Source organism: Arthrobacter echini, from assembly GCF_008107445.1.
Taxonomy (GTDB): Bacteria; Actinomycetota; Actinomycetes; order Actinomycetales; family Micrococcaceae; genus Arthrobacter_D; species Arthrobacter_D echini_A.
On the sequence record NZ_VSLD01000008.1, the window covers coordinates 1 to 14899 of the forward strand.

Consider the following 14899-nt stretch of genomic DNA (forward strand, 5'->3'; position numbering starts at 1 on the left):
TTGCGCCACGGCGGGATGAAGCGGCTCTTCTCCTCCTGCTACGCCCCCTCCACCTTGGGGTCGTTCCTGCGAGCCTTCACTTTCGGGCATGTCCGCCAACTCGACGCCGTCGCGTCCCGCTTCTTAGGAAACCTCGCCAAGCAGGCACCCCTGCTGCGTGGCCCCGGGGCGGAGGGGTTCGTGTTCGTGGATATCGACGACACGATCATCGAGGTCCATGGGTATCAGAAGCAGGGCTCCGGGTACGGGTATTCGGGGGTCCGTGGGCTCAACGCCCTGCTGGCCATCGCTTCCACGAAGGACACCGCTCCGGTGATCCTTGCCCAACGCCTACGCAAGGGAGCGGCGAACTCGGCGCGCGGCGCCACACGCCTGGTCGCCGATTCCCTAGCAACCCTGGGACGGGTTCATGCCGGTTCGCCGGTATTGTGCCGGTTCGATTCGGCCTACTACGGTCACGCCCCGGTGAGCGCGGCTCTTGCTGGCGGGGCGGAGGTCTCGGTGACGGTGCGCATGAACCCGGCAGTCAAACGCGCCATCGCTGGCATCGAGGAAACACAATGGAGGACCATCGACTACACCGACGCGGTCTTCGACGAAACTACTGACACCTGGATCTCGAAGGCCGAGGTCGCCGAAACACCGTTCACCGCGTTCTCCTCCCGGAAGAAGAACGAGCACGTCTGCGGCCGTATGGTTTTGTGAGACAGCTTGATTGGAGCCTCCGTTTCAGATGACTACTCGTAGTAAGAAGACGTACGCCCCCGCGTTCCGTGAAGATTCCGTGCAGCTTGTCCTGACCTCAGGACGACCCGTGAAGCAGATCGCGGTGGAAATCGGGGTGAAGGAAAGCACCCTGGGGAACTGGTTGCGCACCTACCGGGCGAAGCATCCTGCCGTACCGGACCCGGCCGGGGCCCGTGACCCGGTGTCGTGGCAGGAGCACCAGAAGGCGTTGGCGGAGAACGCGAAGCTCAAGGCTGAGGTCGAGTTCCTGGGAAAAGTCAGCGCCTTCTTTGCAGCGAAGCAACGATAGAAGAGTTCTACGCGTTCATCGAAGTAGAGAAGGCGACCTACCCGATCGCGTGGCTGTGCCGGGTCCTGAAAGTGTCGCGGGCCTCGTTCTACCGGTGGCGGAACCCTGCCGGCCCTTCACCGCGGATGGTGCGCCACGACAAACTCACGACCGCTATCAACGAGCTCTACACCAAGGAGAAGGGCCGTGCCGGCCGGGATCAGCTGACGCTGATGCTCAACACTGCCGGCATCTCCGTGTCGGCCCCGACGGTGGGCGCGATCATGCGCCAACAAGGGCTGCGCGCGGTGCGCATCACCGCGTGGAAGAAGACCACCGTGCAGGACCCGCAGGCCAAGACAGCGCATATCAGCAACCACATGCTCGACGACCACGGTGCCCGGGACTTCACCTCGAAGGTGCCCGGGACCCGGCTCGTCGGGGACATCACCTACCTGCGCACCGGGGAAGGATGGCTGTATCTGGCAACCGTGATCGACCTCTGCACGGGCATGGTGATCGGCTGGGCCATGGCCGAGCACATGCGCGCGAGCCTGTGCACCAGCGCCCTGACCATGGCCCGGGACCACGGATACCTCGCCGACCGCCAGAAGGCGGACATTGAAGAGCCAGGCAGCGAGAAGCCCGGCGTGGTGTTTCACTCGGATCGCGGCGCTCAATACACCTCGCAGGAATTCCAGGCCTGGTGCGGCGGGAACTCGCTCACCCAGTCGATGGGAGCAGTCGGGGTCTGCTGGGATTGTCAGGCTATTGATGTCGGATTCAGACTGAATTCGGAAGTCCTGACCGCGGCGGCTTGACCCATGTTGGGAACGGCCCTTCGGGTGCCTTTGCGTTGATCTGTCAGCCTCGCGGCCGGGCAAAGCAAAAAAACACTGCGCCGGTCGAGCGTGACCTAATAGGAGCCTGGAGCAACTTTTAAGAGCGTCCCCATGACAGTCCTGTCCACCCGCCAGCGTCAGCGTCAAATCCACACTAAACGGCAGGAGAAACTGATGGTCATGGCAGCAGCGCCCCCTATCCCGCTCACTCGCTCCGGACACGTCGTTGTCGGCGTCGACACGCACAAACACGTCCACGTCGCGGCGGCGATGGACTCTATCGGTGGGATCCTCGCCACCCTTGACGATCGCGACCGACAGCGGCGGATTCCGCCAGTTGCTCGACTGGGCCGCATCGTTCGGGCAAATCATCGCGTTCGGCATTGAAGGCACCGGCTCCTACGGAGCCGGACTCACCTCCTTCGTCCGCCGCAACGGCTATCGCGTCATCGAGGTCAACCGCCCCGACCGGCGGATGCGCCGCCTCGTCGGCAAATCCGACACTCTTGACGCAGAGAATGCAGCGCGCGCCGTCCTCGCCGGATTCGCCACCGCGGAACCGAAAACCGCCGATGGCACCGTGGAAATGATCCGGCAACTGAAAGTCGCCCACGACACCGCCGTGAAGGACCGGTCAGCGGCGATGGTGACGCTCAAGGCGATGCTCGTGCATGCACCCGAGTCGATGCGCAAGGAGACCGCCCGGAAGACCCAAATGATGCTCGCACGCCACTTCGCTGCCCTCCGTCCGCGAGAGCTTAGAACACCAGAAGACAGTATCCGCCATACCCTTCGCTCCCTGGCGCGCCGTTGGCAACACCTCGACACCGAAGCCAAAGAACTCGCCACGATGATCAAGGACCTCGTTACCCAGACCGCACCCCAGCTCATCGAACCCTTCGGCATCGGCGCTGACACCGCAGCGGAGATCCTCATCGTCGCCGGAGACAACCCCGAACGCATCCGGTCCGAAGCAGCCTTCGCGAAACTGGCTGGCATCAGCCCAATCCCCACCGGCTCAGGCATGACCTCCGGCAAACACCGCATCAACCACGGCGGCCACCGACAACTCAACGCAGCAATCTACCGCGTCGTGATTGGCCGCATGCGCTTCCACGAGCCCACAGTCGCCTACGTGACCCGCCGCACAGCAGAAGGCAAATCAAAGCGCGACATCATCCGCTGCCTCAAGCGCTACGTCATCCGAGAGGTCTACCACCTCATCACAGCCAACCCGAAAACCGGCGAACTCCCAGCTCGACAACCATAGGAGCATCAACGCCGTGGCCGAGAACTTCTTCTCGCATCTGAAGACCGAGTTCTACCACCACGAACGCTTCACCAGCCGACTCGCCGCCAGGACCGCCGTCATGGACTACATCGAGGGCTGGTACAACCGCCGCAGACCGAACCGCAGAGCCGGTGGAAAAGCACCGGCAGCAGCCCTATCGGCCCTAGCCGACCACCAGACCCGCGACCAGGAACCCTTGGCCGCGTAACCAGAAACAACAAAGAACGGTCTCACAAACTTGACGAGCGCAGTCCCTGGCCGGTTGGTGGTGCGCAGGATCCGGGAACTGAACCCAAATGCCACCGACGGGCAGTCAACCCTGTTCGATACGTACCGGTTCCATGCGTTCTTCACCACCGTCGATCCCGGCACCCTGGACACCGTCGCCGCCGATGCCACCCACCGGAAACACGCGATCATCGAGCAGGTCAACGCCGACCTGAAAAACAGTGCCCTGGCACACTTGCCGTCGGGGCACTTCGGGGCCAACAGTGCCTGGCTGGTCGCTGCGGTCATGGCCTACAACCTCACCCGGGCCGCCGGGGTAATCGCCAGCGGGACATTCGCCAAAGCCAGGACCGCAACGATTAGGGCGAAACTGGTCAACATCCCGGCCCGCATCGCCTCCAGCGCCCGCAGGATCTGTTTGCACCTGCCCGAGGCATGGCCCTGGCAAAAAGCCTGGGAGAAACTCTTCGCCGCCGTTCACTCACCACCGCAGCGAGCCTGACAAACAACTCACCAGCCGGGCAACGGCATCACCAAGGATCACCGTGGAACACCACCGACAGCGAGGCCGGGCCCTGAACAACACCCAAAACACAATCACCCAAAACTTCGACCAGCGATCCAGCCCTCAACGCGGATCGGTGGATCAAGGCTAAGCGGAAGGCCTGATGCGTCCCCATGGGACGCAATCGTTGTTTGAGGTCCGATTTCCGCCGGGCACAGCAGCCGGGAACTGAGGGCCGGGCAGCGGCATCGCCCTCCGGTAGCCCTTGTCTTAGCGGGCTTCGACGGTGCCCATCATGCCTTGGTCCTCGTGGTCGAGGATGTGGCAGTGGTAGACGGTGCGTCCCGGGAAGTCGTCGAAGGCGATGAGGACTTTCACCTGCCTGCGGGCCGGGACGTTAACGACGTCCTGCCACCTCGGTTCGGGGACGTCGCGGCCATCGTCTTCGATGACCTGCATGGGCCACACGTGCAGGTGCACGGGGTGGTCCATGGGGCTGGAATTGGTCAGGGTCCATTCCTGGACGGTCCCGACCGCCACTGCGGTGTCAGTCCGCGCAGCGTCAAATTCCCGGCCGTTGATGGTGAAGGCCATCATGGTGTTCTCGCCGCTGCCCGCGCCGTCCATCATGGCGCTGCCACCGCCCATTCCCATGGCGAAGTCCAGGGTGTGGCGGGCGGCGACCGGTTCCTGGCGTAGGTCCCGCAGCGCGGGGCCGGCGGGTACAGGGTTTGGTGTCTGCGCCCGGTCACCTGACACCTCGAGGGTGAGCAGTTCAATTGCCTCGTCTCCGCCGGCACTGTTATCACCCATCATGGCTCCGCCCATCATGGCGTCCATTCCGCCGCGGCTCACCGGTGCTGTCACAAGCTTTGCGGAGCCTTCGGTGGTTTCGACGAGCAACTCGACGCGATTGCCGGGAGTCAGGAGCACTTCGGTGGTCTCCTCGGGAACCGGCAGTCGCCCGAGGTCCCGGCTGAGCAACTGGACCCGTTGGCCCTCCAGCTGCAACCGTAGATAGCGGGAGGGGCAGGCGTTGACAATCCGCCAACGTTCGCGTTCCCCGGGTGCGGCGGTCAGTCGCGGGCGGACTTGGCCGTTGACGAGCACGACCTCGCCTTCCCTGCCCATCATCTGCTGCATCTGGTTCACCTCGGCCAGATTCCCGGACCCATCCAGGGACAGGTCGGAGACCACCATGACCCGCTCCCGGGCGGCCGGTACAGGCTCGAGATCCTCGACGAGGATCGCCCCGTAAAGACCGGCGGCGACTTGGTCGGCGACGTACCCGTGGCGGTGTGGGTGGTACCAGTACGTGCCCGGCGGGTGGTCTTCGGGCAGGATGAACTCGTAGTCGAAGGACTTTCCCGGTCCGATGCTCAGGAACGGGTTGTCGCCGTTGCCCTCCGGGGAGACGTGCAGCCCGTGCACGTGCAGGTTCGTCGGGGCCTCCAGCCGGTTGGTCATCGTCACCCGGATCGTGTCCCCGGGTGCTACGCGCAGCGTAGGGCCCGGAAGGGACCCGTTGAAAGTCTGCACTGAGGCTTCACGCCCGCCGACCTGAATCCGGGTCGAGGCGGTCTCCAAGTCCAGTTCCAGCACACCGTCGCTGCTGGACAGCACCTGGGGTTCGGTCAGGTCCCCGCCTGTGGTGTATTCGCGACTGTTGCTGGTGGTCCACCACAGACCTGCCCCACCGACCGCTGTGGCACCGGCCCCTGCCGCACCCAGCGCCAGCAGCTGACGGCGTGTCAGTGGGCTCACCGGCTGTCCCCCTCCAGAATCCGCAACCGCTCCCGGTACTCTTCGGTACTGAGCTCCCCGCGGGCGTAGCGTTCTTCGAGGATCTGCCGCGCGCGGCCAGGACCCGTGACCGGGCCACGGTTGTTGTCGTGGCCGACCGTGTTCGGGGATCTGCCGGAGAGAGCCTTCACCAGCACGACTATCAGCACGATCACTCCCACGAGCATCAGTAACCCGAAGATCCACATCAAGCCCATGCCGCCCATACCGCCGCCGTTCATCATGATCGTGCTCCTCATCTCTTGTTCGCCTGTAGTCATGCCAGGTGCTGACTCATCCCACGGTGCGCCGCGGCACAACCTGGTGGAGGACGCAGATCCTGGGCCTAGTCAGTTTGGTGGTCGTGCTTGTCTTGTCGCCTTTTCGAAGCCCTCTACGCAACTGACTGTGACAGAGTTCTGCATCTCAATGCCCTGATCCCAGGTCAGCGAATGCCGCAATGGTGGGGCGGAAGCGGGTCAGGACTCCAGTGGAACGCCTGCTTTTTCGGCTTCGCCGAACATGGCGTCGATGTGGACGACGTCCTTGCCTGCGCGTTGCAGCAGGCTTGCGCCGACGCCGGAGCGGTAGCCCGATCCGCAGTGAATCCAGAGTTTGCCGGCGGGGACTTCATCCATGCGGGTGAGCAGTTCGTGCAGGGGAATGTTCACGGCTCCCGGAATGTGGGCTGAGGCGTATTCATCGGTGCGCCGGACATCCAGGATGGTCTCGTTCTCTGGCCTATCGGTGAGCATTTCTTCCCAGCCGAGTCGAGGGTAGGAGACCACGGCGGTGTCCGCAGCGAGTTTGCGCGGGTCCGTACCCAAGGCGGCGTCGGGGGAATCGATGCCGATGCGGGAAAGGTCGCGAATAGCGTTTTGGACGTCGTCGCGGTCTCCGACGAGGGTGAGCTTTTTGTCCCAGGGCAGAACCCAACCCAGAAAGGTGGTGAAACTGGAACCGTCCCCGTATTCAAAGCTTACCGATCCCTGCAGGTGGTTACTGGCGTAAGCCACCCGGTTACGGAGGTCTACAACCCACTCGCCGTCCTCAAGGCGGCGCGAGAGCTCCGCGGGTTCCAGCGAATCGGGAACGGATAGGTCCGCAGGACCTGGACCCCGCGTGTTCGCGGGTTGCATATGGGCGTAGTACGAGGGGTACGCGGTGAGATTCGCGATGAGTTCGTGCACGAAGTGCTCTTCATCTGGATCGGTGAGTGCGTGGTTGGTGGAGAGCTGTTCTCCGACCGTGGACTCCCCAGCGCCGCTGGCCGGGCCGGAGGAGCAGAACGATCCGAAGCCGTGGGTGGGATACAGGGCCGCTTCATGGGCGGCTTCCTCGACCAGGCGGCGGACGGAACCATACTGGTCGTGCGTCAGCGCAACGGTGTCATCGGCGCTGACCAGGTCGGTGCGGCCCACGGACCCGTAGAGAAGGCTGCCGCCTGAGAAGACAGCCTGCTCGCCGCTTTCGGAGGTGACGATGTACGACAGGTGGGTGTGGGTGTGGCCGGGGGTCGCCACCGCCTTGAGCAGGAAACCTCCGATTTGGATGGTTTCGCCGTCGCTGATCGGGGTGCGCTTATAGGCCACGGGATCAGCGGCGTTGACCAGATAAACTGCCCCGAGTTGATTGGCGAAGGCCAGGCCGCCGGTCACGTAATCGTTATGGATATGGGTTTCGGCGATGTGCGTGATCCGCACCCCGGCTTCGGCCGCGGTCTTCTCGACCCTGTCGGTGTCGCGTTGCGGGTCGATAACCAGCGCCACCTCGCTGTCGTGGATCAGGTAGCTGCGGTCCCCGAGCTGAGGAGTCTCGATGATGATGACGTCCATGGTTTTCTCCTTGGTGGAATTATCGATCAAATGCAGTGTTTGGCAGATCAGATTCTCTTGCGGTTGTTCAGGTGGTTGGCAGGTCGGCGCGCTGCCAGGCGATCATGCCTCCTGTCATGGTGGCGGCGGTGAATCCCGCCTGGTTGAGTGCGTCCGCGGCGGTGGCACTACGGTTACCGCTGCGGCAGACCGCGATCACAGGGACGGCGGGGTCTAATTCATTCAGACGTCCGTGCAGCTCCCCTATGGGGATGTGCACGGCACCGGGAATCATGCCCTCTGCCACCTCGGAGTTCTCGCGGACGTCGAGTATCTGTTCGACGCCGCGGCGCGTGTTGGTTTCTGGAACGGTGACTTCAGGCATCGGGTTCTCCTTCACGGTGGGTTATCGGAACGTGTCAGGTGGTGAGCATGCTGGGGATGGTGGTGAGTAGGATCCATGCGGCGACGAGGAAGATGAGAACGGCGAACGCCTTGCGCACATGATGGTCTTTGAGGTTCCCAGCGAGTCGCCCGGCCACAAGGGATCCGAGAATGGCTGGGGTGGCGAAGGACAGGACGATCGGCCAGTCGATGGTGAACCCACTCAGGTGGGCACTGAATCCTGCTGCGGAATTGATGACGATGATGGCCAGGGATGTGCCGACGGCCTGCTTCATGCGGAGCCCGAGGAACAGGGTCAGGGCGGGAGTGATGAGGAATCCGCCGCCGACGCCAAGGAGCCCGGTCAGGAAACCGACGGCCAGCCCGATGACGACCGCCTTGGGAGCGCACGCACGCCATACCGTGTTTCCGGTGGTGCAGGACCCATCCGTTTCGCTGGTGCTGCCCAGCATGCGGATCCCAGCGAACACCATGATGACCGCGAAGGCGAGCATCAACACCTCAGGATTGAGGAACCGCCCAACGGCCGCACCGGCCCACGCGGCGGGAATACCGGCAGCTCCGACGATCAACGCGACCGGCCAGTTGATGCTGCCCCGCAGTCGGGGGACGAGCGCCGCCAGCGAGGAAGCGCCGACCACCAGCAACGAGGTGGGGATAGCCTCCGCGGTGCTCAGGCCCACCCCGTAAACCAGTGCGGGGACGGCAATAATTGATCCTCCACCCCCGACCAGGCCCAGCACGATCCCGACGACGAGCCCCAGGATCAGTGCCGGAATCACGACGCCCGTAGTCTTTCGGAGACAGCATTTTTGGTCGGTAGCTGCAGGATGGCCGCTTCTCGGGTGGGTTCCTGGGCCGCTTTATTCCATGGCATACCCGAGAGTGCCTTCCCCATGGCGCACGTGTTGGTCGCCGCGGAGAAGGTCAAACCGGTACCGATAGCGCCGGCCAGCAGGCGGAGTCGGGGGGAAACGAACCTGCCGCCAGCCAGACCGAGGATGACGGCGGATCCCGCCACGAGGCGGACCTGGCGTTCAAGATCCCAGCGGACCCGTCCGCGAATAACATCACCGCCGATCTCAGCGAAACCGGGTACCCCTCCGGTGAGGACATAGGCCGTATCGATGCCGGCTCCTGCCAGACGCTGGCGGGCCTGTTCGGCACGCACGCCGGACTGGCAGACCAGGACAACGCGGCTGCCCAGACGGGCGGCGAGTTCATTGGTGTGCTCCGAGAGCAGTGGCAGCGGCACGTTGTAGGAACCACGGACATGCAGAGTCTGGAATTCCGCAGCGGAGCGCACATCGAGAACCGTCAGGTCCTCATGGTGGATGATCCAGGACCGCAGTTCCTGCGGATCAAGGGAAGTCACGACGGGTGGAGACGGAAGGGGGGACATCATGGGTGTCCTTTCAAGACGGATGCGGGAACTCCAACAACAAGAAACAAGTCTTCCACATACCCCCGGGGGTACACAAGCACACCCCAGGGGGTATCATTGGGTTAATATTTATCTACTGGGAGACTTGGCATGAAGCTCGATTCAACAGAACTGACCCCCGTGATCAATCGTCTCAAGCGGGCGCAGGGACAGCTGGCAGCCGTGACCCGCATGCTCGAGGAAGGGCGCGACTGCAAGGACATCGTCACTCAACTCGCCGCTGTCTCCAAGGCACTGGACCGGGCAGGGTTCGCCATCATTGCCACAGGACTTGAGCAATGCATCGCCCGCGAAGACACCACCATGGATAAAAAAGAGCTCGAAAAACTCTTCCTCTCCCTGGCCTGAGCAGCAAACCCGGCAAAGTCAGGGTCCGCTGTCTTGTTCGATGGCTTGTTTGGGCCGAGAACCGGAAACCATCGTTACCGACCGGCGACCGGCATGGCATCAGGTTCCGCGAGATGGTCCCAACCCTATTTCCTGGCTGCCGCTGGCCGGACATGTCAGGGTGGCGGTGAGTTCTAGGCTGCTCATGCTGCCGTTGCGGCCGTACCGGCCAGCCGTCGAATCAGGGCAAGGCCGGCAGGTGTTCCGGGCCAGTGCCGTTCCAACGGTGCGTTGCCCGCCTTGCGAATGACCGAGCGCAGGACCAGCGCCACGATGATGGCGTCATCGGCGTATCCGATCACTGGAAGGAAGTCCGGGACCAGATCAATAGGTGAGGCGAGATAGACCACGAGCAGGACCAGGCGGACACGGATTCCGCGCGGCAGGCTCCGGTCCGCAGTCAGCCGACGCAGCAGGGTCAGCAGATCCGGTAACAGCCGCAGCGCTTCCTTCATGCCCACCGTCTCCGGGTGCTTTCGGGCATAGACGGCCAATAAGATCAGCAACACGGCGTAGATCAGGACCATCCCGCCGAGGACCGCGATCAGCGCGTCCCACCAGTTCATGCCTGCCCCTCTTGTCCGCTGTTGAGTATAAATACAGCGTAGGTGGCACTGAGTTCTTTAGGACTATAGGCCCCTGTAGAACGTTAGCGTTAGCTATTTCACTAAGTTACAAGCCACCCCAATTGTGCTGGGCCATCCCGTTGGGAACACCTCAGGAGGCCGCGAGACCGGTCGGCAGCCAAGCCTGAATCGATGGGGTGTCGATCAGCTCCATGCCTAGACCGGAAATTCAGAGACTGGTGCCCCGGCTGGGGCAGGTTTTGAATGATGTGGACCAAGAGCGCACGCCCCAACTGGAGTGGTCGCAGCTTCAACAGCACCAGAGTGTCACCGCAGTGGAATGGTTTGGCACACTTAGCCTCCGTATGCGGGTTTCGGATCGAAGCACGCGCGTCCAGCTCCGTCATTTTGTTAGCCGGGTGGCGGTGTTCGAACGGCGGCTTTGTAGCCCCGGGACATCGGTTGGGGCCTCAGCCGTGGATTGGTTCGCCGGTCATCAGGTGGTCGGCGTGGTTGATGGTTTCGCGGATGAGTCGGACCAGGTGCCCGTCGTGGAGGTTATAGATGACGTGCCGGCCGTCTTTGCGGGTGTCCACGAGGCCGCTGAGCCGGAGTTTGGCCAGATGCTGGCTGACTACGGTCCGTGGCGCTCCGGACGCGTCCGTCAGTTCGGTGACGGTCTTGGGGCCGCTGGAGAGTTGCCAGAGCAGGTGCAGGCGAGTGGGTTCGGCCAGCATCCGCAGCGTCCCGGCAGCGGTGTCGAGCAGCTCCGGGCCCGGGGTGACCATGTGAGTCAGGGACGGCTCCGCCAGGGGCGGGCTCAGCGCGCTGCTAGGGCTCAACGCGCTGCTGGGCCGGCTGATCAACGGTTTGCTCCTCAGTGGCTGGTTCCTGGGCTGTGGCGGTGGCGTGCCGTGGCCAGGACAGGAATGCACCTGCACTTCCTATCATCGCAACAATTGTCAAAGTCAGCCCGGCCCAGCCCAGTCCCGCGGCAGCCCCGATCCAGCCAGCCAGCGGGTAGGTTAGGATGTAGCAGGCGTGGGAGAGGGAGAATTGCGCGGTGAAGACGTACGGCCGGGTTTCCTCGGTGGAGGCATCGCGCAGCAGCCGGGACGAGGGCGTGAGGATCGTGGAGTTCGCCGCCCCGAGCAGGAACCACAGCCCCAGCAGCAGCCACCAGCCCGCGCCGCCGACGCCCAGGAAGGTCATGAGTGTGGCGCCGGCCAGCACGGCAGGGATCACGGCGGCACCGGTGAGCATCACGGGGCGGTCGCCGAACCGGTCCAGGACCCGGGGTGCTGACAAAGCGACGATCATAGACCCGACACCGAAGCAGGCCAGTGCGAGGGCCAGGTCGGTGTCTGGGCGCCGTAGGACGTCGCGGACGTAGACCACGGTGTTGACGAGCACCAGAGCCGTCGGGGCTGCGACCACGAGGTTCAGCGCCAGCAGGGAACGCAGCCGCCGGTTGCGCCAGAAGATCCGTGTACCCAGGGTGGTCCGGTGCCACAGGGACGTCTGCGGCCCGGTCGGCACGAAAAGCTGCGGCAGGACCGTGATCGTGACCATGAAGGCCGAGAACAAAAAACCAGCGACTGTGCCGATGAACAGGTTGTTGTAGCTGATCAGCGTCAGCAGCAAGGCCGCAAGGGCCGGACTGACCAGAGCTTCCATGTCATAGGCCAGCCTGGAAAGGGACAACGCGCGCGTGTAATCCCGTTCATCCTTCAGGATGGTCGGGATCAACGATTGGAAGGCCGGGGTGAAGGTCGCGGAGGCGGACTGCAGCAGGAAGATCACCACGTAGATCTGCCAGGTCTCTGTAATGAATGGCAGAGCCAATGCCATCGCCGCCCGGATCAGGTCAGCCCCGATCAGTACCGGCTTTTTGGGCAACCGCGCCACCAGCGCGTTGATCACCGGGGCCAGACCCACGTAGGCGAGCATCTTGATCGTCAGGGCCGTTCCCAGCACCGCGCCCGCGTTCCGGCCGGCCAGGTCGTAGGCCAGCAGCCCGAGGGCCACCGTGAGCAGGCCGGTGCCGATCAGGGCCACGATCTGGGCGGCGAACAGCCGCCGGTAGGTCACATTCCGCAGAACCGCTAGCATTCGTCCAATCCCTTCAGTGCATACGTGCACGTATGTGCACTAATTGTAGACAGGTTCGCCCCACGTTGTCTCGTTCAGAGCCGGCGCCCGTCCCTCTGAATCCTGACCGGGATCGGATCAGGTCTATTCATGGAACAATCTTCATATGAGTGAAGATAAGAATGCTTGCAGGCTTGATGCTGACAGTCAGTACGTGGAGCTCGCGGTCGAGGTGTTCGCGATGCTCGCGGACGCGACGCGTGTGCGGATCATTCTGGCCCTGCGGGACGGGGAACTGTCCGTAAACCATCTCGCGGATATCGTGGACAAGTCCCCGACGGCCGTGTCGCAGCATCTGGCGAAGCTGCGCCTGGGCAGGATCGTGGCTGCCAGGCAGGACGGGACCCGGGTCTTTTATCGGCTGGCCAACGAGCATGCGCGCAAACTGGTCGCGGACGCCGTGTTCCAGGCCGAGCATTCCCTCGGTGGTGAGCCGGCGCATCACCGCATCAATATGACCCGCCCGCAGGCTCCGGCTGTGGACGCGGCGGTGCAAGCATGAGCCAAATACTGACGTCCCTGCCCGGGGCGTCCACGGGCCGGTCCCTGCCTAAGCCCCCGTCAATTTTCCGTACCGGGGCCCGGCTGCCCGAAGTCCGGTGGGCCACGGTCGCGTTGGTTCTTTTTTTACTCGGCGGAATCGCACAGCTTGCCGGGGCACCGGCGGCCGTGTGGTGGTCCCTCTACTTAACGTGCTATGCGGCTGGCGGCTGGGACCCCGCACTGTCGGGATTGCGGGCGCTGCGCGAAAAGATCCTGGACGTGGACCTGCTGATGATCGTCGCGGCGATCGCGGCAGCGGCCATCGGGCAGGTCTTCGAAGGAGCCCTGCTGATCGTTATCTTCGCAACATCGGGCGCCATGGAAGCCCTGGTCACGCAGCGGACAGCTGACTCCGTCAGTTCCCTGCTGGACCTTGCCCCGGAACGCGCCACCCGTGTGCCGAGTAATGGGACTGGCACCGAGGAGGAGGTCGACACCGCGGACCTGCAGGTCGGGGATGTGATTCTGGTGCGCCCGGGTGAACGGATCGGCGCCGACGGCACCGTCATCCGGGGAGTCAGCGAGGTCGATCAGGCAGCCATGACCGGGGAGTCGGTTCCCGTCGTCCGGCGCGAAGGCGATGAGGTGCTCTCCGGGACCGTCAACGGCAGCGGTGTCCTCTCGGTCCGGGTAGCCAAGGCCGCCAAGGACTCGGTCGTCAGCCGCATCGTGACCCTCGTGGAGGAGGCCTCGGCCACGAAGGCGAAGACCCAGCTGTTCATCGAAAAGGTCGAACAGCGCTACTCCCTCGGTGTGATCGTAGCGACGCTGTTGGTGTTCTTCCTGCCCCTGTCTCTTGGCGAGAGCTTGGAGGCAGCCCTGCTGCGGGCCATCACTTTCATGATCGTTGCCTCGCCTTGTGCTGTGGTCCTGTCGACCATGCCGCCACTGCTGGCCGCCATCGCCAACGCCGGACGCCACGGCGTTCTGGTCAAATCCGCCACCGTCATGGAGCAGGTCGGCCGCACCACTGTCGTCGCCTTCGATAAAACCGGAACCCTCACGGAGGGAACCCCGAAAGTTACCGCGGTGGATTCCCTAGAGGCCGCCTTCACCCCCGCGGAAATCCTGGGGCTGGCAGCTGCCGTGGAACAGTACAGCGAGCACCCGCTGGGCCGGGCAATCCTCCGGGATGCACGGGAAAAAAGCCTTACCGTCGAGCCGGCAACCAACTTCCAGGCCGTTCCCGGCCAGGGAGTATCCGGCATCGTCCACGGCCGGCAGGTCCGGGTGGAGCGGCCCGAAGCGGAGGCCGATGACGACGTGGCCGGAACCGTCGTCTACGTCATCATCGACGGGGCCACGGTAGGGCGGATCACCCTGGCGGACCGGCTCCGCCCGACCGCGGCAGCCACGGTCGACCGGCTGCACCAGATCACAGGCAACCCGGTTCATCTGCTCACCGGAGACAACCACCGGGCGGCAGCACAGATCGCCGCCGAAACCGGCATTGACGAGGTCCGCTCCCGCCTACTGCCCGCTGACAAGGCGACAGCAGTGCGTCAGATGGAACAGGGCGGTCACCGGGTCCTACTGATCGGCGACGGCGTCAACGACGCCCCCGCCCTCGCGGCAGCGACCACCGGCATAGCGATGGGACGCCACGGCTCCGACCTCGCTCTGGACACAGCCGACGCCATCATCGTCCGCGACGAACTCGAAGCCCTGCCCTCACTGATCGCAATGTCGAAACGCGCACACAGGTACATCATCGCGAACCTCGCCATCGCGGCCACCTTCATCACGGTCCTCGTCACCTGGGACCTGATCTCCATCCTGCCACTACCGCTGGCCGTTGCCGGACACGAGGGCTCCACCGTCATCGTCGCCCTCAACGGCCTGCGCCTGCTACGCAGTCAGGCCTGGAAAAACTAACCCACCCACCGCCACCCCGCCCGCCACAACGTCTCTGACTAGCGGGTACTG

Annotated in this window: 16 protein-coding genes and 2 pseudogenes; 9 read left to right on the forward strand and 9 right to left on the reverse strand. The window is 63.8% G+C overall.

What is annotated here, in order from left to right:
- The 6 genes and pseudogenes from FQ377_RS13050 to FQ377_RS13075 all read left to right on the forward strand — a co-directional run.
- Positions 1 to 702, forward strand: a pseudogene (locus FQ377_RS13050) (transposase); the annotation flags it as partial.
- Positions 703 to 733: 31 nt separating this feature from the next.
- The gene (locus FQ377_RS13055) at positions 734 to 1036 is read left to right on the forward strand and encodes a transposase (protein WP_136455011.1); all 303 of its coding nucleotides are present in this window, start codon (positions 734 to 736) and stop codon (positions 1034 to 1036) included.
- A 17-nt stretch (positions 1037 to 1053) separates the two neighbouring features.
- Positions 1054 to 1836, forward strand: coding sequence for an IS3 family transposase (locus FQ377_RS13060; protein WP_262364463.1), 783 nt, complete (start codon positions 1054 to 1056; stop codon positions 1834 to 1836).
- A gap of 322 nt (positions 1837 to 2158) precedes the next feature.
- Positions 2159 to 3127 carry an IS110 family RNA-guided transposase gene (locus FQ377_RS13065; RefSeq protein ID WP_246021453.1) on the forward strand — a complete coding sequence of 323 codons (969 nt, stop codon included), beginning with the start codon at positions 2159 to 2161 and terminating at the stop codon, positions 3125 to 3127.
- A 13-nt stretch (positions 3128 to 3140) separates the two neighbouring features.
- Positions 3141 to 3356, forward strand: a complete 216-nt coding sequence (locus FQ377_RS13070; RefSeq protein WP_168796583.1) for an IS3 family transposase — start codon at positions 3141 to 3143, stop codon at positions 3354 to 3356.
- A 42-nt stretch (positions 3357 to 3398) separates the two neighbouring features.
- A pseudogene (locus FQ377_RS13075) lies at positions 3399 to 3878 on the forward strand (transposase); the annotation flags it as partial.
- Between the two features lie 273 nt (positions 3879 to 4151).
- Here FQ377_RS13075 and FQ377_RS13080 read toward each other — a convergent pair.
- The 6 genes from FQ377_RS13080 to FQ377_RS13105 all read right to left on the reverse strand — a co-directional run bounded on the left by FQ377_RS13080 (position 4152) and on the right by FQ377_RS13105 (position 9284).
- Complete coding sequence (locus FQ377_RS13080) at positions 4152 to 5645, reverse strand: multicopper oxidase family protein (protein WP_136455732.1); 1494 nt, start codon at positions 5643 to 5645, stop codon at positions 4152 to 4154.
- Entirely contained in the window at positions 5642 to 5908 is a 267-nt protein-coding gene (locus FQ377_RS13085; protein WP_136455745.1) for an SHOCT domain-containing protein, read from the reverse strand. Before FQ377_RS13085 ends, FQ377_RS13080 begins: the two co-directional genes overlap by 4 nt.
- 234 nt (positions 5909 to 6142) lie before the next feature.
- On the reverse strand, positions 6143 to 7498 hold the full coding sequence (locus FQ377_RS13090) for an MBL fold metallo-hydrolase (RefSeq protein WP_136455733.1): 1356 nt from the start codon (positions 7496 to 7498) through the stop codon (positions 6143 to 6145).
- Between the two features lie 67 nt (positions 7499 to 7565).
- A complete protein-coding gene (locus FQ377_RS13095; protein ID WP_136455734.1) occupies positions 7566 to 7862 on the reverse strand; it encodes a rhodanese-like domain-containing protein in 297 nt (98 codons plus the stop codon).
- A gap of 34 nt (positions 7863 to 7896) precedes the next feature.
- Positions 7897 to 8664 (reverse strand): sulfite exporter TauE/SafE family protein, encoded by a 768-nt coding sequence (locus FQ377_RS13100; protein WP_136455735.1) that lies wholly within the window; start codon positions 8662 to 8664, stop codon positions 7897 to 7899.
- On the reverse strand, positions 8661 to 9284 hold the full coding sequence (locus FQ377_RS13105) for a rhodanese-like domain-containing protein (RefSeq protein WP_136455746.1): 624 nt from the start codon (positions 9282 to 9284) through the stop codon (positions 8661 to 8663). Before FQ377_RS13105 ends, FQ377_RS13100 begins: the two co-directional genes overlap by 4 nt.
- A 132-nt stretch (positions 9285 to 9416) precedes the next feature.
- Between FQ377_RS13105 and FQ377_RS13110 the strand changes: the two genes are divergently transcribed.
- A complete protein-coding gene (locus FQ377_RS13110) occupies positions 9417 to 9674 on the forward strand; it encodes a metal-sensitive transcriptional regulator (protein ID WP_026531430.1) in 258 nt (85 codons plus the stop codon).
- Between the two features lie 182 nt (positions 9675 to 9856).
- Here FQ377_RS13110 and FQ377_RS13115 read toward each other — a convergent pair whose 3' ends face one another.
- From FQ377_RS13115 to FQ377_RS13125, 3 genes are all read right to left on the reverse strand, one after another.
- Positions 9857 to 10279 carry a YkvA family protein gene (locus FQ377_RS13115; protein ID WP_136455736.1) on the reverse strand — a complete coding sequence of 141 codons (423 nt, stop codon included), beginning with the start codon at positions 10277 to 10279 and terminating at the stop codon, positions 9857 to 9859.
- 470 nt (positions 10280 to 10749) lie between these two features.
- Positions 10750 to 11067 carry an ArsR/SmtB family transcription factor gene (locus tag FQ377_RS13120; RefSeq protein WP_136455747.1) on the reverse strand — a complete coding sequence of 106 codons (318 nt, stop codon included), beginning with the start codon at positions 11065 to 11067 and terminating at the stop codon, positions 10750 to 10752.
- A 43-nt stretch (positions 11068 to 11110) separates the two neighbouring features.
- Complete coding sequence (locus FQ377_RS13125) at positions 11111 to 12391, reverse strand: MFS transporter (RefSeq protein ID WP_148601718.1); 1281 nt, start codon at positions 12389 to 12391, stop codon at positions 11111 to 11113.
- A gap of 145 nt (positions 12392 to 12536) precedes the next feature.
- Here FQ377_RS13125 and FQ377_RS13130 point away from each other — a divergent pair, with 145 nt between their 5' ends.
- Together FQ377_RS13130 and FQ377_RS13135 are read left to right on the forward strand one after the other, a co-directional pair.
- The gene (locus tag FQ377_RS13130; RefSeq protein ID WP_136455738.1) at positions 12537 to 12932 is read left to right on the forward strand and encodes an ArsR/SmtB family transcription factor; all 396 of its coding nucleotides are present in this window, start codon (positions 12537 to 12539) and stop codon (positions 12930 to 12932) included.
- Complete coding sequence (locus tag FQ377_RS13135; protein ID WP_136455739.1) at positions 12929 to 14848, forward strand: heavy metal translocating P-type ATPase; 1920 nt, start codon at positions 12929 to 12931, stop codon at positions 14846 to 14848. Before FQ377_RS13130 ends, FQ377_RS13135 begins: the two co-directional genes overlap by 4 nt.
- Positions 14849 to 14899 lie beyond the last annotated feature (51 nt).

Coding starts and splice junctions, on each gene's coding strand:
- FQ377_RS13055 (WP_136455011.1), top strand. CDS start 734: ATGACTACTCGTAGTAAGAAGACGTACGCCCCCGCGTTCCGTGAAGAT.
- FQ377_RS13085 (WP_136455745.1), bottom strand. CDS start 5,908: ATGATGAACGGCGGCGGTATGGGCGGCATGGGCTTGATGTGGATCTTC.
- FQ377_RS13090 (WP_136455733.1), bottom strand. CDS start 7,498: ATGGACGTCATCATCATCGAGACTCCTCAGCTCGGGGACCGCAGCTAC.
- FQ377_RS13095 (WP_136455734.1), bottom strand. CDS start 7,862: ATGCCTGAAGTCACCGTTCCAGAAACCAACACGCGCCGCGGCGTCGAA.
- FQ377_RS13105 (WP_136455746.1), bottom strand. CDS start 9,284: ATGTCCCCCCTTCCGTCTCCACCCGTCGTGACTTCCCTTGATCCGCAG.
- FQ377_RS13110 (WP_026531430.1), top strand. CDS start 9,417: ATGAAGCTCGATTCAACAGAACTGACCCCCGTGATCAATCGTCTCAAG.
- FQ377_RS13115 (WP_136455736.1), bottom strand. CDS start 10,279: ATGAACTGGTGGGACGCGCTGATCGCGGTCCTCGGCGGGATGGTCCTG.
- FQ377_RS13120 (WP_136455747.1), bottom strand. CDS start 11,067: ATGGTCACCCCGGGCCCGGAGCTGCTCGACACCGCTGCCGGGACGCTG.
- FQ377_RS13125 (WP_148601718.1), bottom strand. CDS start 12,391: ATGCTAGCGGTTCTGCGGAATGTGACCTACCGGCGGCTGTTCGCCGCC.
- FQ377_RS13130 (WP_136455738.1), top strand. CDS start 12,537: ATGAGTGAAGATAAGAATGCTTGCAGGCTTGATGCTGACAGTCAGTAC.
- FQ377_RS13135 (WP_136455739.1), top strand. CDS start 12,929: ATGAGCCAAATACTGACGTCCCTGCCCGGGGCGTCCACGGGCCGGTCC.